Genomic DNA, 24,350 nt, shown 5'->3' on the forward strand with positions numbered 1-24,350 from the left:
TTTCACCACGGTGACCGTATTGCTCAATTGATTGAAGTGGTTGGAGCACGAGTCGTCTATTTGCCACCGTATTCACCTGACCTCAATCGGATTGAAAAATGCTGGGCGTGGTTGAAAAGTCGTATTCGCAAACACTTACGTGCTGCCACTCCTTTGCGCGATGCGATGGAAACCGTGCTCAAGCAGGCTGCGTCCTAACTTCTATGGCGGTAGCTATACCTGACCCTGACTTGGCACACTTCGTACAGGGGACAGACGAGTTTGCTGCCTACTGGCACGACCTGCAATGGGCACAGAGCTATGCCCTTTTTAACCGCGTTGTGATGATGGCACGGGTGAAGCGGATCGTGGAACGTCATTTGGCAGGCGGGAAACCCTTTAAGCCGCTGTTGGAGGTGAATTGTCACCATAACTACGCTGAGAAGGAAACTCACTTTGGCGAGGACGTGTATGTGACCCGCAAGGGTGCGGTGCGTGCCTGTGAGTCAGACTACGGCATTATTCCCGGTTCGATGGGTGCCAAGTCGTTTATCGTCAAGGGCAAAGGCAATGCCCACAGCTACTGCTCTTGCTCCCACGGTGCGGGACGGCTCATGTCTCGTAACAAGGCGAAGCTAGAGTACACCCTGGATGACTTGATTGCTCAAACAGCGGGGGTTGAGTGCCGTAAGGATGCTGGGGTGATCGATGAGATTCCCGGTGCCTACAAGTCGATTGAACAGGTCATGGCAAATCAAGCCGATCTGGTCGCGGTTGTGGCAACCCTGAAGCAGGTTGTCTGTGTGAAAGGTTAGTGCAAGCTGCGGCTAGAAGCCGTCTTAGTCGCAGCTTCAATTCGCGTTCACGTGAGTGCGCTGCAAGCGATCGTGATGTAACGGCTAGCATCTGAGTCTGCCAGTCTCAGCGTATGGGTTCGAGTCCCATTGGTCGCTCTTGTAGTCCTGTAACTGAGTGGGGAGAGTGCCTCTCTTACAAAAAGGCAGTCGCGGGTTCAACTCCTGCTAGGACTACCAAAAATGGGAATGTCGCTCAATCGAACAGAGCACCGATCTTCTAAAGCGGCTGATGTCGGTTTGAGTCCTACAATTCCTGCCAAACATGGGTCTGTAGCTTAACTGGGAAAGCGTCTGCCTTGCAAGCAGAAAGATGTCGGTTCAACTCTGACCAGAATCCACTCATGGTGTCTAAAGTCGAAGTGGTCGAGACACCAGCTTGTGAAGCTGGTCACTAGCGGGTTCGAGTCCCGTTAGACACCCCTGCATGAGGTGCTTGAGAAAATGTACGCCAACTCACTCCACAAGGTCGAGTTGTTTGAGTTGAATGTGCTTCCGTCCTAGCACCAAGGCAAACTCATCACCTGGCTTAAGCGCCATCTGTCTGGTGTAGGCGACACCGATCAACAAATTGCCGTTGGCTTGCACACTAAGGCGATAGCTTGCACTGCGTCCAGCCCGACCATCACTGGCTGCTTTGCCATTTAACTCAATGCCATCAGCTTCGATCAAAGCATTGAGAAATTGCAGCATGTTGACGCGCTCCACACCACCTTTGGTGACGGTGTAATAACCACAAGCTTTCGCTTTCTGCTCCTTGCTTAAGGTGTCTAACGTTTTCACCTTTTGCAGCAATGCTTCCCCCGTCAGCGGTTCGATCTTTTTCTTTTTCGCCATGCCTGTGCTTCAATATCGATAACTTGCCATCCCATCATGCTCGATCGTGGGTGCGTGGGTAACAACAATAGGTTTTAGGCTTTGCTGAACTGCCCAGTCATTGAGGGTTTGAGCCGACATCAGCTTGAACGACCTTGCAGTTTTTAAGTCACTTCATACAGTACCATCAGAGCCAAGCTAGGACAGCACGGATAGAGATTAGCAACAAGAGGAGTGAAAAGACTAGGGATGGCGATGGCTAACCAAGGGCAAGATGAGGTAGCGCAATTTAGGACTATCCTGCTCGCAGCATTGCGGCAATTAGATTTTCTGCTGATCGAAGCCAGCTCTAAGGCGGAGAGTTTGTATGGCTCAGAAGCAGCAGCTAATCCCTACCGAGGGCTTTACATTAATCGAGAGGATATTGATCTCTTGTTGGCACGGAAGATTGGAGAGCCAACCCTCCGATTGGACAGGTCTTCAGCACAGGTTTGCTCACAGCAACCAAAAGCTGAGTTAGGTGAGCAACTGAGCCATCTTGCTCCCTTTAACTGGTTGGCACAGACGTTTAGACTGACTCCCTTCGATCTCAGCGTTCTTTTGCTAACAATCGCGCCTGAAATTGATTTACGCTACGAGCGCATTTACGCTTATCTTCAAGATGATGTCACTCGCAAGCATCCCAGCATCGATTTAGCCCTAAATTTGCTGTGTCCTACCGTAGAAGCCAAGATGCAGCAGCGCGATCGGTTCATGGATGCGGCACCAATGCTGCGACACGGGCTACTACAGCTGCTTACGGACTCTCAGCAAGCGCAACCATCATTTCTGTCTCAGTCCCTGAAGCTGGACGAACAGGTTATTCGGTTTCTGCTGGGGCAGCAGGGCTTAGACTCACGACTGGCTCCCTTTTGCCAACTTATTCAGCCCGCCCTTTCACTGGACGAACTATCACTCAATAACCCGATGAAACAGGCGCTTCGCTCGATTGCGACGATGGGACAGCCATTACAGCTTTATTTTCAAGGCACGCTCATGCAGGAGAAACGCCAGACAGCAGAAGCCCTCTGCCATACGTTAGGTGCTGCATTGTTGATCGTTGAATTGCAGGCGATCGACATCAATACAAACCTTGAGCAAACGGTCGATCGTCTGTGTCGGGAAGCTCAGTTTCAAACGGCGGTACTGTATCTCGATTATCGGGATACAGTACCCGATTCTGCTCGATCCCGTGTGATCGAGCAGGCGCTTGCAGCCTCACGCTACACAGTTTCAGTGATTCTGGCAGATGCATCATCAGGAAGCTTATCTGGCTACACAACCCGCTTCATGCCGATTAGCTTTCCCCTGATGGATTTTGGGCAACGGCGAGCCTACTGGAACAGACAGTTGGCGACGCTGAGTATAGATGTTGTCGATCAAGACTTAGACGCTCTTGCTGATCGCTTTCGGTTGACCGCTGAACAAATTGCGGATGCCGTGCGGATGGCGCAGCAACATGCGTGTTGGCGATCTGCCGTAGCTGTTGACTTCAGTACCAATTCTCAGCCGACCCTGGATGAACTTTTCATGGCTGCCCGTGCTCAATCCAGTCAGATCTTAGAAGGTCTGACGCGCAAAATCACTCCGCGCTATACATGGACAGATATTGTGCTTCCAGCGGATCAACTGGCGCGCTTAAAAGAGATTTGCAACCATATTCGCTATCGGCACGTTGTCTATAATGCTTGGGGCTTTGATCGCAAATTGTCGCTTGGTAAAGGGCTAAACACACTCTTTTCGGGACCGCCAGGCACTGGCAAAACAATGGCGGCAGAAATTATTGCCCATGAGCTACGACTCGATCTCTATCAAATTGACTTATCGCAAATTGTGAGTAAATACATTGGTGAAACCGAGAAAAATCTCAATCAAATTTTTACGGCTGCCGAAAGCGCCAATGCGATTTTGCTGTTTGATGAAGCCGATTCGCTGTTTGGCAAACGATCAGACATTAAGGACGCGCACGATCGCTACGCCAATATTGAAGTCGCTTACCTTTTGCAAAAAATGGAAGAGTACGAAGGCATTACAATCTTGACGACCAATCTGGCTCAGAATTTAGATGAGGCGTTTACGCGACGGCTACGGTTCATCATCGAGTTTCCCTTTCCGGATGTGGAACATCGCTTGCACATCTGGAAAGGTATTTTTCCTGCGGAGGCACCGATCGCCCCACTCGACTTTGAAGCCATTGCTCAACAGTTTAAGTTGGCAGGCGGTAATATTCGCAATATTGCCCTGGCGGCAGCCTTTCTTGCGGCTGAATCAGGACAACACATTCAAATGCAGCATTTATTGAAAGCCACTAAGCGAGAACTCCAGAAAATGGGACGGTTAGTGAGTGAAGAAGAATTTTTGTAAAAGGCAAATGCTATATAGCCTTTCTCTAGCGCGTCAGGTACAGTCGATGGGGACTGGGTGTAGCGTGTGTGGTGTAGGAGTGAGAACCGCTATATCGCTATATTAAGAATTAACTAGGGAAACGGGGAAATAGAGGGTGTGCCCATTAAACTCAACGATAGGTCAATCAGGCACATTTAAGCGTACTTGTTGAATCCTTTTTTCGGTTTGATCACTAGGCGGTGTGTTGAAACTTCAATCGCTGCTGGTGCTTCTGCCTTCTTGCACTAGCCTTATTCTTGGACGATGAGCCACGAGCAACTGCCATCCTCTCTAGATGTGCCTGATTCTGTGTCGCAGTGGGCGCAACATGCTGATGTTGCGAGCGGGTTAGCGTATCTTCATACGCGTGTGAATGCGACTGCGGGTCGCTCCCTAGAGTCGGCTGCCTTTGTGTACGCACTTATTGATTTGCTAGTCGAAATGGGCGTGATCTCAGTTGAGCAAATCGACGATCGCAAACAGCAATTCGTCGAGCGGTTGCTTCAGCGCTACCAGCAGCACGATCCGGGCGTTGCCCTGCAAGAACCCAATCAGGATAAATATACGTTTGCCCAAACTGCTAAGATTGACTGCGAAAAGCGGGTGCATCTGTGCAAAGCATCCTGCTGCAAAATGATGTTTCCACTGTCGCAGCAGGATGTTGAAGAAGGTGTCATTCGGTGGGAGCTAACGAAACCCTACGTGATTGCGAAAGGTGCGGATAGCTATTGTCATCACGTTGATCGTTCAAGCTTGGGCTGTTGCGTTCATGCCCAGCGTCCGCTGCCCTGCCGCGCTTACGACTGCCGCCATGACGAGCGTATCTGGCTTGATTTTGAGAATGGCGTGATCAATCCAAAGCTTGCCCCCAACTGGCCCCACAATTTAACATCAGACGAACTGGCATTGCCGGAGGTTGCCGATGATTCATCACCTCGATGACACGCTGAGAGAACTGCTCCATCAAAAAGTGCCGATCGACGACACGGCGATCGATATTAAGTTTGAAACGCCCACTAGCGAATGGGAAAACAAACTGACTAAACCCACCATCAATCTCTTTTTGTACGATATCCGCGAAAATTTAGGACTGCGAAGCAATGAATCATCGTTCGTTCGTAATGGAGCCATCGGTACGGAAACCCGTGCCCCAGTTCGCATTGATTGCACCTACCTGATCACCATCTGGACGAAAGACATCGCTGATGAGCACCGCCTGCTGGGTACGCTTTTAAAAGTGTTGCTGCGCTATCCAACGCTGCCGCCAGAGGTGCTGCAAGGTGAGATGGTCAGTCAATCGCTGCCACTTCGCAGTTGGATTGCCCAGCCTGATCGGACTCCCAATGTCTGGGATTTTTGGGGTCCTCTTGATGGACGACTGAAAGCTGGCATTAGCTGCGTGGTCACGCTGGCAGCTGAACCCTTCCCAGCAGTAGAAGTTGGGTTGGCTACAGAAACCATTTTGAGAATTGGTTTAACCAAGTAACTATTTGTAAAGAAATAATTACATTTGCAGCTAATCTACGAACGTGATCGCAGCAACGCCTAGAGGTTTGATACTGTTATAGAAATTTATGGGAGAAAAATTGGAGATTCCTGAAGCCTTGTTGTATCAGGAGTTCACAATTTGTGGGGAGATTTCATGGAACCTCCTTACAAATCGCGGATCACATGTTGAGAGCACAACCCTTTCATAGAAGCTGTTTACAAACGTCCTGATTCTTGTTGACGCGATGCCGACTCTATTTATAGAAGAAATTCATCATTATGTTGCAATCGCGGGTTCTGTTGCTAATGCCGTGAGCGGAGGTGCAATTGCGGGCACGCTTGTTGAAATTGTGGATTTAAAGCGGCGTACCCTCACTCGTGAGGATGGCAGTTTTTACTTTACTGATTTGCCCGTTGGTTCTTACATCCTGACGATTGCTGCCCCCCATTTGAGTAGTCGCTATGGAGCCATTAACGGGTTGACCATTCAGGTACAAAACAATGAGAGGGGCAAACCCATACTTGATCCCAAAGCCAAAGTGCAGTTAGTGCCAACAACACTGACTGGACAGGTCGTTCGCGCCGATACCAGTAAGCCGATTAGAGGGGCGATTGTGCAGCTTCGTCGGGGTGACCTTCAGACAATCACAGATAAAGAGGGGCGCTATACCTTGTCTGGCTTGCTAGCCAGTAAACCCAGCATTCAGGTCACTGCCAAAGATTTCTCTACGTCGGTTCAAACAGTTGTTTTAACGACCGGACAAACTACAACCGCTAACTTTAGCCTGAGTGCGACCAGTTAACCCCTTAGCGACTCATCGTTCTAATCCATCTACCACCGCATTTCACGCTAAATTCTTCACTGCTTTTTTCACAAGGAGAGGTTCATGCCTAACTACCGTTCCCCCGGTGTTTACGTTGAAGAAGTGCCATCGTCAGTCAAGGCGATCGCGGGAGCGAGCACCAGCACCCCTGGCTTTGTCGGCATTGTGCCTGACAAAATTAGCTTGATTGCTCGTCGCAAAGATGATCCCAGTCAAACGACGTTTGTAGACTTTACCCTACTCGCACCCGAAAAAACGCCATTATTGATTAGCAGTTGGACGCAGTTTACGCGTGCCTTTGGCGACTTAGTAGGGGACGTAACTGCTACAACAACATCGACCCCTACGCCGACCCCTACGCCGACCCCTACGCCGACCCCTACGCCCACCCCTACTCCTGCACCCACCGCCAAAATTGATGACGGACATCGCCAGCTAGCACACGCTGTCTATGGCTTTTTCAATAACGGCGGTAGCCGCTGTTATGTTGCACGGGTTAAAGAGGTGGGGGGATTGGATGCCGTGTTGAAGGCATTTGAGACGGTGGATGAAATTGCGTTGGTGTTGATGCCAGGAGACTTTGGGGCTGATAACGAAACCATTCAAGATAAACTGGTTGCCCACTGTGGCGAGACAAAAGACCGTTTTGCCATTTTGGATGGTCCCAGCAGTGTGAATCCAACTGCCTTAAGTACAACCCTGACCAAAATTAAAGCTGAGGGTGGAGTTAGACCCAAACGAACAGACTTGGCAGCCTTTTATTTTCCGTGGATTCGAGTGTTTGATCCGGCGACCAAGCTTCAAACTCCAAACGGTGATGGGTTGCTAGCGGTTCCACCCAGCGGGCATCTGGCAGGTATTTATGCGCGAGTAGATAACGATCGTGGTGTTCACAAAGCTCCAGCCAATGAAACGATTTTGGGTGCCTTGAATGTGACGCAACCAATCAGCAATAGCGAACAGGAAAACTTGAATGATGCAGGCGTTAACTGTATTCGGGTTCTCAACGGCAATATTCTCGTTTGGGGTGCCCGAACGGTTGGGGGGAATGCCAATGCAGATTTGAAATACATCAACGTGCGACGGACGCTGCTGTACTTACGCGAGTCGATCGACGAAGGTACGCAATGGATTGTGTTTGAACCCAACACCCCCGCGCTGTGGAAAACGATTAGTCGCAATGTTTCAGCTTTTTTAACCAGCGTTTGGCGATCAGGTGCTTTGTTTGGCAATACAGCGCAGGAGGCGTTTTACGTTAAATGCGACGAAGGTACCAATCCACCAGAAGAACGCGAACAGGGGCGCGTTGTGACAGAAATTGGGGTGGCGATCGTGCGCCCAGCAGAGTTCGTGATTTTCCGCATTAGTCAGATAGCACAGGCGAATTAGGGGTGTCTGACAGCTAATCGCTCAAAACATAGAGGTGCGTATGTCTGCAACCTACAGAAGTCCTGGTGTATATCGTGAGGAGGTGTTCCTGCGAGCGGAGGTGGCTTTACCAACGGGAGTTCCCGGCTTTATTGGGTTTGCCGATGCGATGGTCAAATTGGATGGGCTACCCACTAGGATGGACTTCCCCACTGCCCTTCCTGCCACACTCAAGCCCAGGCTCCGTTACGATTCTGAGCAAAAGCGGTTGGTTTTAAGCGGCAACATGACTCCAGATGATCGCGATCGTCTGCTGGCATTGTCTCCTGATCCAGCGTTTCAGACAGCGGTGGGTGGGTTGTTTCTCAACGGTCAAGCGGTTGTGCCGCTACGTCGCAAACAGGAGTTTACTGACAACTTTCTGAGCTTGCCGACAGGCTATATAGAAGACGCAGTCATTGGGTTTTTCGAGAATGGTGGGAGCCACTGTTATCTTGCCCGTGCCAATTCGTTGAACGTCAGCAAGGCAGCGCTTATTGGGGCGATCGCCCTTTTAAGCCCACTCACCGATCTGGATCTGGTGGCTGTTCCCGATGCCCTGACATTGCAAATCAACGGTCAAATCGATCGGGAGGCAGTGATTCAGGTGCAGCAGGAGGTCGTAGGGCATTGTGGCACGCAGGGCGATCGCATGGCAATTCTGGATGCGCTGCCCGACAGTAGCAGTGCAGCCGTAAAGCAGCAGCGCCTTGATGTGCTACGGAATCAACAGGAGCCAGTCAACGCCGCCCTTTACTATCCCTGGCTGCGAAATTCCCAGAAACGGTTGGTGCCCCCTTGCGGTCACGTTGCTGGTATTTTTGCTCGCAGTGATGCTGCCCGTGGCGTGTTTAAGGCTCCAGCGAATGAAGAAGTACGGGATGCCTTAGATTTGGAAATTCCAATCGACAACACCGTGCAGGATGACCTGAATCCAGCGCAGATTAATTGTTTGCGATCGTTTCCCGGTCGCGGTATTCGCGTTTGGGGTGCACGTACACTCAGCCGCGATCCCAACTGGCGTTACATTAATGTGCGTCGGGTGTTTCTGACCTTGGGACGTTGGATTGACTCAAATATGCGCTGGGCAAGCTTTGAACCCAATTCTCCACGCCTGTGGGTGCGGATTCAACGGGAGCTTAGCGTTTACTTAGACCGCTTGTGGCAAGCAGGTGCGCTTCAGGGACAATCATCACAGCAGGCGTTTTACGTCAAATGCGATGCCGAAACGAACCTATCCGATCGCCGCGAGGCAGGAGAACTCATCACCGAAATTGGTTTAGCCGTCGCTGCTCCAGCCGAATTCCTCATCATCCGTATCATTCATCGCGCTGGCGGGATTGAAGTGAGTGCTTAGCCAGTTCTGAATCAAACCAAACGAATGACCACTGACCACTGACCACCAACTAAGCAAGGAGACAACCAATGGCTGATCCATATCGTGGCTTTAATTTTTTGGTTGAGATTGACGGCCTTACTGAAGCAGGCTTTCGGGAGTGTAGCGGGCTGGATGCAACCACTGATGCCGTAGACTACCGCGAAGGCAGTGATCCCAACCATATGCGGAAGTTAACTGGATTGAATAAACACTCTGCGATTACGCTGAAGCGCGGACTGACCGATTCCGATAAATTGTGGCAATGGCGGCAAAGCGTCATCGATGGGAAAGCAGAGCGCAAAAATGTCTCGATCGTTCTCCTGAACGAGGCCCGCGAAGAAAAATGGCGCTGGAATGTTCGCAACGCTTGGCCCTCAAAATGGACAGGACCAACGTTAAATGCAAGCAGCAATGATGTGGCGATCGAAACGCTGGAAATTATCCATGAGGAACTGGTTAAGGCGTAACAATGACCATGCTGCAAACCGAATTTCTCTTTACGCTGCCGCTGGGTTATGTAGACCCCGAAGGCACCCTGCATAAAGACGGCACAATGCGACTGGCAACCGCCTTTGATGAAATTGCCCCACTCAAAGACCCGCGTGTACGCAGCAATTCAGCCTACTTGCTGTTAATTTTGCTGTCTCGCGTGGTCACAAAGTTAGGGACGTTGGAATACATCAATCCCAAAACCATTGAGGGACTGTTTGCAGCCGATCTAGCGTACTTGCAAGACCTTTATTGTCGTGTGAATCAAAACGGACACAATCGTGTGCAAACCCAATGCCCCTATTGCGAAAAAGCATTTCAAGTGGAGTTGAGCAGCGTGGGGGAGTAACGCGCTACCCCTTGGAACGGCTATACGAGGAGGTAGCGTATATTGCGTATCACTTTCACTGGACTCATGAGCAAATCTTGGCGCTTGAACATCCTGATCGCCTGCACTGGGTCGCTGAGATTGCCAAAATCAACCAACGCTTCAATGAACCGTCTTAGCAGCCTGTTCTCTAGCCACCGTTTCTTAGCAGAGTGAACCTATGCCACCCTTTGATCCACCGCTCAATGCTACTGTCAGTTTGGCCTCAAATCTCTTAGGCGTTCGGTTTGATCCCTATCAGGTGACGAACTTTTTAGTCGAAATCGAAGGCTTAGTCGTAGGCGGTTTTTCTGAATGTAGCGGTTTGCAGGCAGAAACCGAGTTTCTGGACTACCGCGAAGGTGGCGTGAACGAATATATGCACCGCTTTGCTGGAGCCAGTAAATACCCGCCGCTGGTATTGAAGCATGGCATTACGCAGATTGATAGTCTTTGGAGTTGGCACCAGGATGTGATTCAAGGCAAAATCAAGCGGCGCAACGGCACCATTTATTTGCTCGATCGCCAGCAAATCCCAGCGATCTGGTGGAACTTCAAAGAAGCCTTTCCCTACAAATGGACAGGTCCCGATCTGCGGGCAGACTCTGGCAATGTTGCGGTTGAAAGTGTGGAAGTGTCACACCGAGGCTTAAGCCGTCCCAGCCTCAGCAATCTGGTCGCGGGCGTTGGGGCTGCCTTAAGCGGGCCGAGCAATCTTTCAGGAGGCTTCTGATGGAGGCAGAACGAGCAGAAAATGTGCCACCGTCACCGTTGCTGCAATGCCTGACTCTCCGTCACACTCAACCCGGTGTGGTTAACCTGAGTCGCTATAGCAGTGAGTCTACAGGGCTACCTGGCTGGATTGTGCAACGGTCTACGCTAGTAGAGCAACTGCAAACTCGTTACAGCAACCGGGATACTGATTCAGCAAGTACGGAGTTAGCCTTAGCAACGGCAGCGCCTGCACCGATAGAGGCGATCTCACGATCGCCGTCAGCCGCTCCAACAGGCGCGATCGCCCCCTCCATACCACTCGCAGCCGAAGCACCAGTGTCCCCAGAACCGCTGCCGTTATCGCACGCAGCAATTGTCCTTGCCCCGTCGCTCACCGGGGAGTCAGAACCAGCCACGGCTATTGCCGCGCCAGAGACGATCTCATCCTTCAATGCATCCAATGAATCAATTGGTGAGGGGGCGATCGGCGCGATCACCCCCTCATCGCAGTATCGCCTCCGGCGTGTCTCTGCTAATCCGACGACACCGCTGGACACTATTCAACGCAAACCCTTAGTGGATGAGTCATCTACCGCGATCTTCCCTATTTCACCCGTGCAGTCATTTCATGAAACTGCTTCGATTGGGTCTGAAGCAGTGACTCCTGCAAGTACTGACACATCTTCAGAAGTAGATCTGGCAACGCCAGCTTTAGAGCCTATGGCAGCACCAATGTCGATCGCCCCAATCAATACCTTGCAACCAGGAGTGAACACCGCACAAACGACGGTGGTCTTTCGGCAGCTGCTGTCGGAGGCACGACCAATGGAAGGACGCGGTGCAGCGATCGATCCACCATCGCTTTCTTTAGCCCAGCCAGCCAGTGTTGAAGTCCCTATAGCGCGTTCACTCGTGCATCCTGCGTCACTGCTCACCCCACCTTCACTGCCAATCGTGCAGCGATCTACGGACACTGATTCCCTGGCAAGGGCAACGGGATTCAGCCTTCAGCCACCAGATGCAATGGCATCAGCTCCTTCCATAAGCGCACTCCCCTTGCAGCCCAGTCTCATTTGGCGGCGCGAGGATGCTGTAACGAATGGTTTTGTACAACGTCGTAGGCAGCCAGAGTTGCCGTTGACGATCAGTACCGGATCGGGTGTAACACCGACGATCGCCCGTCAGACTGAGCCAATGAGTACCTCGTCGATCGATGCGGGAAGCTCTCCGTCCAGTTCGCTCGCGCCGCCCGCTCCCCTACCATCAAGCGGTGTGCCTGTAGGACAAATTGCCGAACAAGTCAGCCGCATTTTATTTCGCCAGTTAACCGTTGAACGTGAACGTAGGGGGATGAGCCAATGGTCTTAGGTGGTGTTGCAGACGCGATTGGTGGAGTGATCGGTGCCTTAGCAGGCACGGGGGCGGCGGGTAAACTGGAGAAACTAACCATTATGCCTCTAGATAAGAAGCTTCAGAAAATTAAGGGATTAGAGCCAATAGAAGTCTTGTTCAATCCCACTGCTCTTTCAATTGCAAAGCCTGTGAACTGGCGAGAAGCTCAAGCGACTCCCAATGGCTCATCTTCTTCTAGCGCGTCTTCATCGTCTACCCCAGACGCTTCTGCAACGTCCAGAAAGTTAAATGCGCCAGAAATTCAGTTTGGTGGGGGTGGAAGTCGCACACTAACACTAGAACTACTGTTTGATGTCACCGAGCCTGTCGATATTAAGGGGCAGAAGCAGGAATTTAAAGATGTTCGGATGCTCACCAACAAAATTGTTAACCTGACGCGCTTTCGACGGATTGACAATAAGGAAGAAGATCCCCCCGTATGCAGGCTGTCTTGGGGAGAAACACTCTCCGGTTCTGATTTTCCCTTCGATGGGGTCATCACTAACCTGACCCAGAATTTTACACTGTTTGGGAAGCAGGGAAATCCACTGCGGGCAACGTTGTCGATTCAGTTCCGGGAATACCTTATTCCTGAAAATGACAAGCGAAAAACTGACCCTGAATTTACAACACGAGTAGTCGTGCGGGGCGATACCGTCAGCAGCATTGCGGCTGATGTGTATCTTGATCCGAAACGGTGGCGGGCAATCGCTGATGCAAATGGACTGGACGATCCGCGCCGTCTTGCTCCTGGTCAACGCCTGAATATTCCCAAACTGCTGTAGGAGATTGATATGCCAGTTGCTAACCCCAGTCTTGCTCCGCCCAATTTTGAAGTCAAGATCAATGGAACAGTCCTGCCTGACAACCTGAGCACTCAGGTCATAAGTGTCACAGTGGATGACGATACCGACTTGCCCAGTATGTTTACGCTAGGGCTGGCTAGCTCAGTGCAGCAAGCCAGCAGCAATCAATTAATTGACCAAGCACTGTTTGCGATCGGCAATACTTTTGAAGTCAAGTTGGGTTACGGCGATCGCCTGACGCGTTTAATTAGCGGCGAGATCACTGGACTGGAGCCAGAATTCAGCGTCAACGGTCTGCCGAGCTTGACGGTGCGGGGGTATGATCGCCGCCATCGCTTGCAGCGGGGATGTAAAACGCGCACCTTTGTTCAGCAAAAAGATAGTGACATTGCCGCCCAAATTGCCCGCGAAGCGGGATTGTCTGCCCAGACCAAGGACAGTCAGGTGACTCATGCCTATACGCTGCAAGCCAATCAGACCGATCTAGAATTTTTGCAAACGAGATCGCGACCCATTCGCTATGAAGTGGTTGTGGACGATCGCACCCTGCTGTTTCGTCCAGTCGCTAATGCCGAGAGCGAAGTTCTCACCCTCACCTTTGAGGATGATTTGCTGGAATTTTATCCCCGCTTGTCTTCAATGGGGCAGGTCAATGAAGTTGCTGTACGCGGTTGGAGTCCAAAAAACAAAAAAGAAATTATTGGGCAGGCAAGACGTGGTGATGAAGTCTCTACGATGGGTGGACAAAAGAGTGGTGCCGCGCTCGCTGAAACGGTCTTCAGTGCCGCTGTTGCCAGAGTAGGCGATCGTCCCGTTCGCACGCAAGCAGAAGCTGATCAACTTGCCAAAGCCCACTTTAATCAAGACGTGCTGGCGCTGATTAAAGGTGAAGGTGAGTGTAAAGGTCATCCCCAACTCCGGGCAGGCAAGGTAATCAAAATTGACGGCATTGGGCAGCGTTTCAGCGGCAACTATTACGTCACGGCTGCTAGCCATCGCTACAACAGTACACGCGGGTACTACACGCATTTCACAGTGCAGCGAAATAGTACAAGTTGATCATTTTGGAGAGAGACGCGATGAATTTCTTTGATGTTTTGCTTGACACCACACAACAACAGACGATCGCCAGCCGCATTCATGGTGCTGTAGTCGGCATTGTCACCAACAATCAAGACCCTGACGGCATGGGGCGAGTCAAAGTCAAGTTTCCCTGGCTCAATGATCAAGATGAAAGCGATTGGGCACGGATAACCAGCCTTATGGCAGGCAAAGAGCGAGGACTCTATTTTTTGCCAGAAGTGGATGATGAAGTGTTAGTTCTCTTTGAGCAAGGCGACGTGCGCTTTCCATACATTATTGGGGCACTGTGGAACGGCAAAGATGCGCCTCCTATAAAAAACGATGACGGCAAAAATAATATCCGTTTAATTCAATCCCGCAGCGGTCATGTGATTCGACTCAATGACGAAAACGGCAAAGAAACGATCGAAATCATTGACAAATCAGGAAACAACAAAATAGTGATTGATACCAGTAAAAATGCGATCGCCATTACCAGTAACAAAGACATCACGCTCTCTGCTCCGCAAGGCACGATCAAACTAGAGGCAAAAGAAATCCAGCTTAAATCAACCGCTGCCACCAAACTCGAAGCCAGCGCTGGCATAGATATTAAAGCGAACGCCACGATGAACCTCAAAGGCGCAACAATCAACTTGAATTAACATCTCAAACCTTAACCCTCACACCTCAAACCAATGGGACAACCTGCCGCCAAACAAAACGATCGCATCACCGCCATGGACACCCACATTGTCATGGTGCCGGGAACACCCCCCGTGCCTACCCCGCTCCCCCACCCATTCACAGGCATCATCAACGGCAACCTCAGCAGCAACGTTAACATCATGAGCTTACCCGCCGCCACTGTTGGCAGCACCGCCGTCAATACGCCATCGCACATTCCCACGCCGCCCGGAACCGCCTTTCAAAACCCACCGACGAACCAGGGCACGATCAAAATCGGTAGCCCCACCGTCAAGATCAACGGCAAAATGGCAGCCCGCAATAGCGATAGCGCCGAAACCTGCAACGACCCCACCACCTCAGCCATCGGACAAGTTACCGCCATCGGCACCGTCTTCATCGGTTAAGGGCCCCACCAGGAAATAACATCCCACTTCCCATCCACTCACCCATTCACCCCCCTTCAACCTGGGATTTTATTTATTAGCAGATCCCTAAACTGCCTTCCTGCTGCCTCCCCTCTCCCCCACCGCCCCCATGCGCAAACTCTTTCTCGGACGAGGCTTAGGCTTCCCAATCAAACTCAACAATGGCAATCTAGACGTTGCCGAATACGAAGAAAGCGTGCGCCAGTCGATCGTCATCATTCTCGGCACAGCAAAGGGAGAACGCGTGATGCGTCCAGACTTTGGCTGTGGCATTTATGACCTAGTGTTTGAAGTTAAAACTGCTGCGACTGCTGGCCGGGTATCACAGGCTGTGCAGGAAGCGCTGCTGCTCTTTGAACCGCGCATTGATGTGGTGGATGTTGAGGTGATAGCGCGATCAGATGAAACAGGCGAAATGCTACTGATCAACGTGACCTACGAAGTGCGTGCCACCAATAACGTTTTCAATTTGGTTTACCCGTTTTATCTAGAACGGAGTCCCAGCCTATGAGTACGCTGCCACCCAAGCTTGATCCACGAACGGCTCATGAGATTGCCCAGACGGTACGGGATCTGCTAGCACAACCGCCGATCTCGTTGCCGCTCAAGCCGGATGCTAAAACGATCGAGGCGGCACTGGTTGGCATCTTTGCCCGGTACGCCGAATTGATTATTCAGCGGCTCAATCAGGCACCAGATAAAAACTTTTTAGCCTTTCTCGATTTACTTGGCGCATCACGGTTACCACCCCAGCCTGCTCGTGTGCCGTTGACCTTTACCCTGGCTCCTGGCAGTACACAGGCAGTTGTGCCAGCAGGAACCCAGGTCGCCGCTCCGCCCCCACTCGGTGAAAAAGATCCCATTATTTTTGAAACCGAACAGGAATTGACTGTCACTGCCGCTCAACTGGTATCAGTGTTTGTCCGTGACCCAGAGCAAGATTTCTACGCCGATTACAGCGCGATCGCGTCGCAAACGCAAGGAGGAAACCCTGCAACAGCATCACAGGCTGTGCCAATTTTTCGCGGGAACCGCCCGATCGCCCATATGTTCTACATTGGGCAGCGTGATTTATTTGATTTACCCGATGTCAGCCTCGATTCACCGCAAATTCAAACCTTGACGATCACGGTCAATGTAGAGCGTGTGTTAGGAGACAGTGGACAGTTGCAATGGCAGGTGTGGGATGGTCAAACCTGGCAAACCAAAAATCCAGCGGAAGCGCCCAATCGAGCCAGTCACCTTGCCGCAGCAACAAATGGCGATTGCCGAATTATTTTCTCACCGAGCTCGAACAGATCGGAGATTAAGGCAGTCCCCTTGAGTACGGTTGACTCCAAAGAAAGTCGCTGGTTGCGCTGCATTCTCAAGCCAACCACGCCTATTACCGCAGCAGATACGCCTCAAACGGGTAGAGTGCGTGTTGCTCAGCTACCATTACTGAATGCGATTCGCTTTCGCTTGTCGATCGCTCCACCAGAAGGCAACGCATCGCCATTGGCGCTCGACGCGGCGTTTACTAATGCCCTGGTGATCGACCTGACAAAGCCTTTCTTTCCCTTTGGTGAAAAGCCCAAATTTGGTGACACGTTTTATCTGGCAAACCGCGAGGCATTCTCCAAAAGCGGTGCCACAATTACGCTGCAAGTGGGGCTAGTCAATTTGGCAGATATGGGAATCACCCGCGCTGCAGGAACGATTCAGAAGCTCAAGCTGCAATGGGAATTTTGGGATGGCACTTGGAAACCGATCGGCACCTCTGGGAAACCTGATCCTACTCAACCCGACCTCGATCGCCCCAACTGGGGCACTCCTAATGCCAACTATTCCAGTAATTTCGGCGATAACGCTCAGGCGTTTACCAAGCCTATAGATTCCACGCCTTCCGCGACGTTGCCTTCCGTGACGTTTAAATTGCCGAATAAGCCGCTGAAGCCAACGATCGTCAATGGGGTCGAAAACTTCTGGATTCGTGTCCGCATTGTGGCAGGCGATTATGGCAAAGAAGCCACCTATACTCTTACCGCAGCGGCAACGCCAACGCAGCCTGCCAGTTATGAGTTTAGACCAGCCTCGTTTGCGCCGCCGGTCATTGACTTACTCAAGGTCGGCTATACGGTTGTGTTTGAGAAACCTGCGCCTGACAACGTCCTGACCGATAACGACTTTACCTACCAGGTGATCAAGCAGGCTACAGATGCAGGCTTACAGCAGTTTTCTCCGTTTACCCCCATAACAGACAAACCCAGCCTCTATTTGGGCTTTGTGGTGTCGATCGATCGCCCCTTCCCCAATCGTCCGCTCAGCTTGTTTGTGCAAGTGGCTGATGTCAAGTACGGCGAGAATCTAGTGCCTCTGTCGCCCATCAGAAGCAAACGAGCAGCAATGCCTGGCTCATCTGTCACGCACACCTTTACGTTAACGAATCCTACTGCTGTCGGCTGCGACTTCAACCTGTCGCTGGCGGGGATGCGATCAGATTGGACCACGACAGGCGTACCCCTAACATTGGCGCTTGCTGCCGGTGAGTCTCGGGACGTGACTATTCAAGTCACGATTCCAGCTACAGAACCGCAAGATAGCCGCGATCGTGGCATCCTTACCCTGATCAAAAGTTACGAGCCAAATGTAACATACAGTGCCACCTTCGAGACGATCACCCGTCCCAATTTGCCTGTCAATGAGCGAGTACAACTCTCCTGGCACTATTGGAACGGCACCAATTGGGCAACGCTGAGTGTGCGCGATGGCTCTGAAAACCTGACACGCTCTGGCTTAGTTGAGTTTCTACCACCAGCTGATTTTGCCCTGCGGGAAGACTTCGGTCAGTCGCCACGCTACTGGCTGCGAGTCCGCTGGGAAAGCGGCGACTATGACCAAGAACCAAGATTACAACGCCTCTTGCTCAATACGACGATCGCCGCTCAAACGATTACGCTAGATAACGAAAATCTTGGCTCCAGCGATGGTACCGAAAATCAACGGTTTCGCGCCACGCGCTCGCCCATCCTTGAGGGGCAACAGCTTGAAGTCCGCGAACCCGAACGTCCTTCGACGCAGGAGTGCCTTGATCTGCAAGTCGAAGAAGGTCTGGACGCAATACCACCTGAGCATCTGGGCAGCACACGCGATGTGTGGGCGCGCTGGCATGAAGTCGCAGACTTTTACAACTCTGGCCCTCGCAGCCGCCATTATGTGCTTGATCGCCTCAGCGGCGAAATTCGATTTGGCAATGGCAGCAACGGCTTAATACCGCCGATTGGTGTTGGCAATCTGCGGCTAGTCCGCTACCAGACTGGAGGCGGCACCGCAGGCAATCAGCCGGAAGGCGCAATCGTGCAACTTAAAACCACAGTGCCTTACGTCGATACCGTGACTAATCCGATCGCCGCAACTGGAGGCGCAAATGCTGAAAGCCTGGGCTCACTACGCGATCGTGTGCCCCGCGAACTACGCCATGGCCATCGTGCGGTAACGCTGGAAGACTACGAAGATTTGGCACGGCTCGCCTCTCCCGACGTTGCCCGCGCTAAGTGTGTGCCGTTGCTGAATCTTCTGCAAGAGCCAACGACTGTGCAAAATCCGTTCGATCAAACACCCAAAGCACCCGGTAGCGTTAGTGTGATCATCGTACCGCGATCGACTGCTGCCAAACCCCTCCCTAGTTTGGCACTGCTCAGCCAAGTCCAAGACTTCCTTCGTGCCAACACCACACCGACCGTTGCGCTCGTCGTCGTTGGTCCACTCTACATTCGTGTTGATGTTATCACCGAAATTGCCCTGCTCACCCTGGAACAATCCAGCAGCGTCCAGCAGGCAGTCGAACACACCCTTGCCAGCTTTTTGCATCCGCTCACAGGTGGCTTAGACTTTACGGGCTGGGCGTTTGGACGCGAACCCCACTTATCTGATCTCTATGCGCTGATCGAAGCCATTCCCGGTGTTGATCACGTCCGCACCCTCACAGTTGAAACACCATCCAATAGTCAAGCCATCAAAGACACCGATCGCTTCCTGGTTTACTCCGGCAACCACCGCATCACCCTCTCCTTCAACTCCGACTAATCCCGCCCCCACATCCCCACATCCCCACACCCCATGCCGATCCAACTCCCCAACCTCGACGATCGCACCTACGATGACCTCGTAGAAGAAGCGCGCAGCCTAATTCCTACCTATGCGCCAGAGTGGACAAATCACAATCCCTCTGATCCAGGCATTACTCTGATTGAATTGTTCGCTTATCTGACAGAACTCTTGATTTATCGGCTGAATCGCGTCACAGATGCCAACGTCGTGTCATTTCTCAAACTGCTGAACGGTCCAGGCTGGCAACCCTCCAGCGATCTGGCGATCGACATCCAGAAAACCATGCAGCAACTCCGGCAAATCGATCGTGCCGTTACCTGTGAGGATTTTGAGCAGTTGGCGCTGAGAGCCGACGATCGAGTTGCCCGCGCCGAATGTTTACCGCGCCGTAATTTGCAGATGCAGGATTTTGAGACGGAGCAAGCTGGACATGTGGGCGTGCTAATCGTGCCCAAAACGGCATTTGAAGCTCAACTGTCTGGCATTCTTGCCACTGTGCAAAAGGACCTGGAGCCACGTTGCCTCCTGACCACGCATCTGCACGTTGCCGCCGCGCAATATCGCAAGCTGCAAATCGCGACCACGGTGGTTCCCTTACCCGATGTCAAAGATGCTGATCTTGAGCAATCCGTACGGCAGGCATTGAAGCAGTTTCTAGCTCCGCTAACCACAGACGATAAACCCAATTGGGCGTTTGGTCGCAACGTGTTTGTGTCAGAAGTTTATCAACTGCTCGATCAATTTCCTGGAGTTGATTATGTCACTCAAATTAATATGCAAGCCGATGGTTCCAACCGTCGAAGCACCACTTTAGCAGGTGCATTTGTCGGCATCAAGATCAGACCCTATGAGTTAATTGCTAATCTGATTGATGCTGATATTACCGTCAATATCGAGCGTCCCATCGACTAATTTTTAGTTCAAAACTTAAAACTATGTCCCCTCCTGGCAGCTACCTGAATTCCCTTCCCGCTATCTTTAGTGACGATCCATTTTTGGGACAATTTCTGCTGGCATTTGAACAGGTTCTCACAGGGCTAGACGCTGCCACGAGTGAACCGAAACAGGGACTCGAAGAAATAATTGCTAGTTTATCTAAATTATTTGATCCTAGCGCGATTGACACTCTGTTTACCAACGATGAAAAAACTTTAAAGGAATTTCTCCAGTGGCTAGCCGGATGGACAGCTCTCAGCTTACGAGCCGATTGGGATACTGGGCAGCAGCAGCGATTTTTGGCGCAGATTGTGTCACTTTATCGACTTCGCGGCACTAAAGAAAACTTAGCAAAACTCCTGAAAATTTACACTGGTTTGCTGCCCATTATTGAGGAAGCGCCCGATCGTCCGTTTCAGATTGGCGGAGATTCTGGCAAGAATTCTAGAGTCTTTTCCACCATTAACGCCAATACTCCTCAAATTGGCGGCGGCATTCCTCACTATTTTCGGATTACTGCCTACATGGGATCGTCAACTCCGGAAGAATTAGAGCGACAGCGGGTGATGATTCGCGCCTTAGTTGATTTACAAAAGCCAGCCCATACTTACTATGACTTAACTGTTCTAACAGATACCATGCAAATTGGCAGGCGCTCCACGGTCGGAGTGAACACGCTACTGGGAAGCATTCCTACTGAATAAAATTGGAGAAATCAATGCCTAATATTCAACGTTTGAACTACTTTAATCAACAGTTTCTTGTTGAGAAAGACTTTGAAGATGAGCAAAAGTATCACCTTGATATGCGGCGGCGACACAATCGTTTGCTGCACACTCCCGGTATTGCCGAAGGGCTACAAGTCATTAAAACCGCTGCCCGACAAATAAAGGTGATGCCTGGAATGGCGATCGATGCTCAAGGGCGAGAAATGCTTCTGCTGGAAGACTTTACGCTCAACCTGGCTGCCGCAGCTAACGCGCCTGTCTTCATCACAATCACCTACGGCGATCAGGAATCTGACCCACAGCCTCCGGCTCCTGCTACGCCAGTCGGCAATACGCGGGTGACAGAGAAGCCAACGATCGTCGCCAGTACCACTACACCCGACAGTACGGTGGTGCAACTGGCGAGAATTACCCTGGACGGCAGCGGTAACGTTCCGGGCAATGCAAACGACCCATTTGATGGTGGCGTCCGCGTTGCAGCTGGCTCGGTTTTAGCAGATAATTCCGTGTCCGTTAAAAAGCTGAAAAAAACAATTTCGTCATTATCTGGCACTGATACGGTCAATTTGGGACCAGGAGAACGAAAGGCCGTCCCTGCCTTTGTAGCCCCACTGGCTTCAGCTAGCAGCGCGTTTCTGCTGGTGTATGCGTTTTCCCCGACCGCTGGAGCCAGATTCCGCTGGGAGCAAGAATACAGTACAACGGGAACCGCACCGAATTTAACCACGAATCAAACGGTGAGTTTTACCAATCTGGGCACCACAGCGATCGATGTGAAATACAAAATTTACGTCGTGCTTGAAAGTTAGAAATTCAGATGATTTGAGGGCGAACTAACCAGGAGAAGCTGATGGCTGGAGATGAAATTTTTGACGGTATTCGACTCAGACGCGATGGCGTTGATTTCACAAAGTGGCCCAAACTTAGTTGCACTGAAGCGAATCAATTAGACCTAGACGCGAGTGATCTAAGTTTAGATGCGTCCAGAAAAATTCTGTTTCAAGGCAGTGGGCAAATTAGTGCAGCAGGGGATTTACGTGTTTTTGCAGGCTCTTCTACTCCAACTGAAAAGTTGAGTATTCTTGCCAACGGCAATGTGGGAATTGGCACTAGCGATCCAACAACAAAGCTGGAAGTGAGCGGAATCATCAAAGCAGATACCTTTCAAGGCAAGTTTTCCGGCGATGGCTCCGCCTTAACGAATCTCCCTGCTAAAGGTAGTCAGCTAGAGATTAGCTTGGATCAATCTCACATTGCTATTGACTTGGGACAACAGCTTAAGTCTTTAGTAGCAAAACATCAGGTAGTAAATGTTAGCTTCAATCTTGGAGGGGCGACTGAAACTCTGACATTCACATGGAATCATCCATTGATAATTCCCGAGAACCATACGCTCAGAATTGTGGGACCGCATAGTAATGCTCCTACTGAGGGCTCACTTCAAGTTCAAATTAATATGACGCAAACGCCTGCCTTATCAGATCTGCCTTCAGATGACCTAGGCAACCGTCGGATTCCAAGACGTGTTGTTGTGGAGAAGAATGCAACTTTATTCATTGCTGGGATTAAGTTATTTGAAAGTGCAAACAACCTAAAAGCAGTTGCCCGTAATGCATGTACTGGTGGAGCATTGTTTGATATAGCGGATGATTTTGGTACTGTTGTGATTACACAATCTCACCTTAGATCAACCGAGGATATTGTTGGCTTTGGGTCGCAAGCTTATGGCAGAGTAAAGTTTGGTCACACGTGGGTCAAGAAATTCTTTCCTGATTCTCGAAGTATACAAATTGTGAAAGTATACACAGGTTGGTGTTTTGGTGGAGCAGGAGGAATCGTCTCGCGCAGTTACACAAATCTTGATGACGGTGTGTCGTTTCATGATGATCCTAGAATTACTTATTTAGATTAATTGTCAAGCTGAAGTTAAACAAGTGCAGTGTTATATTCAGTAGCTTATTGTCGGTAATTCGTCTCGTAGCGCTGCTACGAGACGAAGTGTGAATACTCTAAAGATGCGATCTTAAATCGACAATCAAGGAGAGAAAACAATGCCTGTAGATGAAATTTTTGACAGTGTTCTGCTCAGACGCGACGGCGTAGATTTTACCCAATGGCCCAAACTCAGTTGTGGTGAGGCGAATCAATTAGACCTGGACACCAGTGATTTGAGATTGGATGGCGATCGCTCCCTGCAATTTCAAGGCAACGGACAGATTCGCACAGCGGGTAGTCTTCGCATTTTGACCGACAGCCCTGTTGCCACTGAGAAGCTCACGATTCTGCCAAATGGAAATGTAGGCATTGGTAATGTGGCACCCAACACTAAACTAGAAGTTAGCGGCACTGTCAAGGCGACTAACTTCCAGGGCAACTTTGTTGGCGATGGGTCTGCCCTAACCAACCTCCCCGTTGCGACCAGCCAGTGGCAAAATGGCGCGAGTAACAGCATTTCTTATAGCGCCGGCAACGTGGGTATTGGCACCACAACCCCCCAGGGAAAACTGGAGGTGAGTGGAGACATTCGTGCCGGAAACTCCGATCTGTATTTTACTAAAATAGACCACAAGCACACAGCCTTCGGCAACACAACGGGCTTTGCAGCGATCGAAAATGCGTCCGATTATGGAGCATTGATGATCTTGGGGCGAGCGGGTACTGCGAAAGGGCGTTACGTGCGGCTGTGGGATTATCTACAGGTAAATGGTGGTTTAGACATTACAGGCAATGTAGGCATTGGCACTGAAACACCCGATCGTAAGCTCGTCGTCCGAGGGGGCGAAAGCAGTTTGCAACAAGAAGACTGGCAAACGCCAACGCTGCAAAATGGCTGGGTGAATTATAGTAAGGCCTACAATGCACCTGCCTACTTCAAAGATAGTTTAGGCATTGTGCATTTGAAGGGATTGGTGAGAGCAGGAAGTGGCAACATTTTTACACTACCTGCAGGCTGGCGACCTGCGAGTAGAGAACTACACGCTGTGGCAACGCACCCAGGTGAAATGGGTCGCATTGATGTCCTCACCAATGGGCAAGTCTTCATGGTGAAAGGAAATAACACCTGGATTTCACTTGATGGCATTACGTTTCGAGCACGAGTCAGAGGACGTTTTGACGACATAGGCGACATAGTAGACGACATAGTACTTGACAGACGACCTGATCGCATCGTCGTGAATCCTGGTTGATAGCTATACATTTAAGACCACTTACCGCTTTGGAGTTTGACCAAATGAAACAACAAATTGAGCAGCGATTGCATGATCTCACAGCAGAATTTGAGTCGGGGCAAACGCTGCTGGCGGAGTTGAAAAACAGGCAGGCAACCTTGAAAAGCACCTTACTGCGGATTAGTGGCGCAATTCAGGTGCTGGAAGAGCTGTTGATCGAAGCCAAAACCGACAGTAACAATCATCATCACTTGCCTGATTATCTGCCGCCAACTGAAGCCGTTTTACAGCCTGATTAGCGTCTATTCATCA

At 50.9% G+C, this 24,350-nt stretch carries 25 protein-coding genes, 4 tRNA genes and 1 pseudogene; 29 read left to right on the forward strand and 1 reads right to left on the reverse strand.

Annotation, left to right across the window (positions count from 1 at the left end; all coding sequences use genetic code 11):
• From H6F76_RS22035 to H6F76_RS22060, 6 genes and pseudogenes are all read left to right on the forward strand, one after another.
• The coding region (locus tag H6F76_RS22035; protein ID WP_190510607.1) for a transposase at window positions 1–198 on the forward strand (198 nt) is incomplete at its 5' end.
• A 17-nt stretch (window positions 199–215) separates the two neighbouring features.
• Window positions 216–794: pseudogene (locus H6F76_RS22040) on the forward strand (RtcB family protein); the annotation flags it as partial.
• A gap of 66 nt (window positions 795–860) precedes the next feature.
• Window positions 861–932, forward strand: a tRNA-Gly gene (locus H6F76_RS22045).
• 5 nt (window positions 933–937) lie between these two features.
• Window positions 938–1,013: transfer RNA gene (locus H6F76_RS22050), tRNA-Val, on the forward strand.
• Between the two features lie 87 nt (window positions 1,014–1,100).
• Window positions 1,101–1,174 (forward strand) — tRNA-Ala (locus H6F76_RS22055).
• 6 nt (window positions 1,175–1,180) lie between these two features.
• Window positions 1,181–1,255: transfer RNA gene (locus H6F76_RS22060), tRNA-His, on the forward strand.
• Between the two features lie 34 nt (window positions 1,256–1,289).
• Here H6F76_RS22060 and H6F76_RS22065 read toward each other — a convergent pair.
• Window positions 1,290–1,670 carry an AbrB family transcriptional regulator gene (locus H6F76_RS22065; RefSeq protein WP_190511538.1) on the reverse strand — a complete coding sequence of 127 codons (381 nt, stop codon included), beginning with the start codon at window positions 1,668–1,670 and terminating at the stop codon, window positions 1,290–1,292.
• 234 nt (window positions 1,671–1,904) lie between these two features.
• Between H6F76_RS22065 and H6F76_RS22070 the strand changes: the two genes are divergently transcribed.
• The 23 genes from H6F76_RS22070 to H6F76_RS22180 all read left to right on the forward strand — a co-directional run bounded on the left by H6F76_RS22070 (window position 1,905) and on the right by H6F76_RS22180 (window position 24,337).
• Window positions 1,905–4,052 carry an ATP-binding protein gene (locus H6F76_RS22070; protein WP_190511539.1) on the forward strand — a complete coding sequence of 716 codons (2,148 nt, stop codon included), beginning with the start codon at window positions 1,905–1,907 and terminating at the stop codon, window positions 4,050–4,052.
• Between the two features lie 285 nt (window positions 4,053–4,337).
• Window positions 4,338–5,015, forward strand: a complete 678-nt coding sequence (locus H6F76_RS22075; protein ID WP_190511541.1) for a YkgJ family cysteine cluster protein — start codon at window positions 4,338–4,340, stop codon at window positions 5,013–5,015.
• Window positions 4,996–5,559, forward strand: a complete 564-nt coding sequence (locus H6F76_RS22080) for a DUF4255 domain-containing protein (RefSeq protein ID WP_190511543.1) — start codon at window positions 4,996–4,998, stop codon at window positions 5,557–5,559. The genes H6F76_RS22075 and H6F76_RS22080 overlap by 20 nt, the downstream gene beginning before the upstream one ends.
• 247 nt (window positions 5,560–5,806) lie before the next feature.
• Complete coding sequence (locus H6F76_RS22085) at window positions 5,807–6,364, forward strand: carboxypeptidase-like regulatory domain-containing protein (protein WP_190511546.1); 558 nt, start codon at window positions 5,807–5,809, stop codon at window positions 6,362–6,364.
• An 84-nt stretch (window positions 6,365–6,448) separates the two neighbouring features.
• A complete protein-coding gene (locus tag H6F76_RS22090) occupies window positions 6,449–7,774 on the forward strand; it encodes a phage tail sheath subtilisin-like domain-containing protein (protein ID WP_190511548.1) in 1,326 nt (441 codons plus the stop codon).
• Between the two features lie 40 nt (window positions 7,775–7,814).
• A complete protein-coding gene (locus H6F76_RS22095; RefSeq protein ID WP_199322287.1) occupies window positions 7,815–9,149 on the forward strand; it encodes a phage tail sheath subtilisin-like domain-containing protein in 1,335 nt (444 codons plus the stop codon).
• 68 nt (window positions 9,150–9,217) lie between these two features.
• Window positions 9,218–9,637 (forward strand): phage tail protein, encoded by a 420-nt coding sequence (locus tag H6F76_RS22100; RefSeq protein ID WP_190511550.1) that lies wholly within the window; start codon window positions 9,218–9,220, stop codon window positions 9,635–9,637.
• Between the two features lie 8 nt (window positions 9,638–9,645).
• Window positions 9,646–10,008: a phage tail assembly protein gene (locus H6F76_RS22105; protein WP_190511584.1), complete on the forward strand. Its 363-nt coding sequence runs from the start codon at window positions 9,646–9,648 to the stop codon at window positions 10,006–10,008.
• An 11-nt stretch (window positions 10,009–10,019) separates the two neighbouring features.
• Complete coding sequence (locus H6F76_RS22110) at window positions 10,020–10,166, forward strand: DUF6760 family protein (RefSeq protein ID WP_190511552.1); 147 nt, start codon at window positions 10,020–10,022, stop codon at window positions 10,164–10,166.
• A gap of 41 nt (window positions 10,167–10,207) precedes the next feature.
• Complete coding sequence (locus tag H6F76_RS22115) at window positions 10,208–10,759, forward strand: phage tail protein (RefSeq protein ID WP_190511554.1); 552 nt, start codon at window positions 10,208–10,210, stop codon at window positions 10,757–10,759.
• Window positions 10,759–12,108, forward strand: coding sequence for a hypothetical protein (locus H6F76_RS22120; RefSeq protein WP_190511556.1), 1,350 nt, complete (start codon window positions 10,759–10,761; stop codon window positions 12,106–12,108). The genes H6F76_RS22115 and H6F76_RS22120 overlap by 1 nt, the downstream gene beginning before the upstream one ends.
• Window positions 12,099–12,917 carry a LysM peptidoglycan-binding domain-containing protein gene (locus H6F76_RS22125; protein WP_199322288.1) on the forward strand — a complete coding sequence of 273 codons (819 nt, stop codon included), beginning with the start codon at window positions 12,099–12,101 and terminating at the stop codon, window positions 12,915–12,917. Before H6F76_RS22120 ends, H6F76_RS22125 begins: the two co-directional genes overlap by 10 nt.
• A 9-nt stretch (window positions 12,918–12,926) precedes the next feature.
• Window positions 12,927–13,997 carry a contractile injection system protein, VgrG/Pvc8 family gene (locus tag H6F76_RS22130; protein WP_190511557.1) on the forward strand — a complete coding sequence of 357 codons (1,071 nt, stop codon included), beginning with the start codon at window positions 12,927–12,929 and terminating at the stop codon, window positions 13,995–13,997.
• A gap of 20 nt (window positions 13,998–14,017) precedes the next feature.
• A complete protein-coding gene (locus H6F76_RS22135; protein WP_190511558.1) occupies window positions 14,018–14,665 on the forward strand; it encodes a phage baseplate assembly protein V in 648 nt (215 codons plus the stop codon).
• Between the two features lie 33 nt (window positions 14,666–14,698).
• The gene (locus tag H6F76_RS22140; RefSeq protein ID WP_190511559.1) at window positions 14,699–15,094 is read left to right on the forward strand and encodes a PAAR domain-containing protein; all 396 of its coding nucleotides are present in this window, start codon (window positions 14,699–14,701) and stop codon (window positions 15,092–15,094) included.
• 130 nt (window positions 15,095–15,224) lie between these two features.
• Window positions 15,225–15,626 carry a GPW/gp25 family protein gene (locus H6F76_RS22145; RefSeq protein ID WP_190511560.1) on the forward strand — a complete coding sequence of 134 codons (402 nt, stop codon included), beginning with the start codon at window positions 15,225–15,227 and terminating at the stop codon, window positions 15,624–15,626.
• Window positions 15,623–19,180 (forward strand): putative baseplate assembly protein, encoded by a 3,558-nt coding sequence (locus tag H6F76_RS22150; RefSeq protein ID WP_190511561.1) that lies wholly within the window; start codon window positions 15,623–15,625, stop codon window positions 19,178–19,180. The genes H6F76_RS22145 and H6F76_RS22150 overlap by 4 nt, the downstream gene beginning before the upstream one ends.
• 33 nt (window positions 19,181–19,213) lie before the next feature.
• Complete coding sequence (locus tag H6F76_RS22155; RefSeq protein WP_190511562.1) at window positions 19,214–20,116, forward strand: baseplate J/gp47 family protein; 903 nt, start codon at window positions 19,214–19,216, stop codon at window positions 20,114–20,116.
• Window positions 20,117–20,139: 23 nt separating this feature from the next.
• Window positions 20,140–20,844 (forward strand): phage tail protein, encoded by a 705-nt coding sequence (locus H6F76_RS22160; protein ID WP_190511564.1) that lies wholly within the window; start codon window positions 20,140–20,142, stop codon window positions 20,842–20,844.
• A 14-nt stretch (window positions 20,845–20,858) separates the two neighbouring features.
• Window positions 20,859–21,677, forward strand: a complete 819-nt coding sequence (locus H6F76_RS22165) for a hypothetical protein (RefSeq protein WP_190511565.1) — start codon at window positions 20,859–20,861, stop codon at window positions 21,675–21,677.
• A 41-nt stretch (window positions 21,678–21,718) separates the two neighbouring features.
• A complete protein-coding gene (locus H6F76_RS22170) occupies window positions 21,719–22,780 on the forward strand; it encodes a hypothetical protein (RefSeq protein WP_190511568.1) in 1,062 nt (353 codons plus the stop codon).
• A 139-nt stretch (window positions 22,781–22,919) separates the two neighbouring features.
• Window positions 22,920–24,056: a hypothetical protein gene (locus tag H6F76_RS22175; protein ID WP_190511570.1), complete on the forward strand. Its 1,137-nt coding sequence runs from the start codon at window positions 22,920–22,922 to the stop codon at window positions 24,054–24,056.
• 44 nt (window positions 24,057–24,100) lie between these two features.
• Window positions 24,101–24,337 carry a hypothetical protein gene (locus tag H6F76_RS22180; RefSeq protein WP_190511571.1) on the forward strand — a complete coding sequence of 79 codons (237 nt, stop codon included), beginning with the start codon at window positions 24,101–24,103 and terminating at the stop codon, window positions 24,335–24,337.
• Window positions 24,338–24,350 lie beyond the last annotated feature (13 nt).

It is taken from the genome of Leptolyngbya sp. FACHB-321 (assembly GCF_014695975.1).
GTDB lineage: Bacteria > Cyanobacteriota > Cyanobacteriia > Leptolyngbyales > Leptolyngbyaceae > Stenomitos.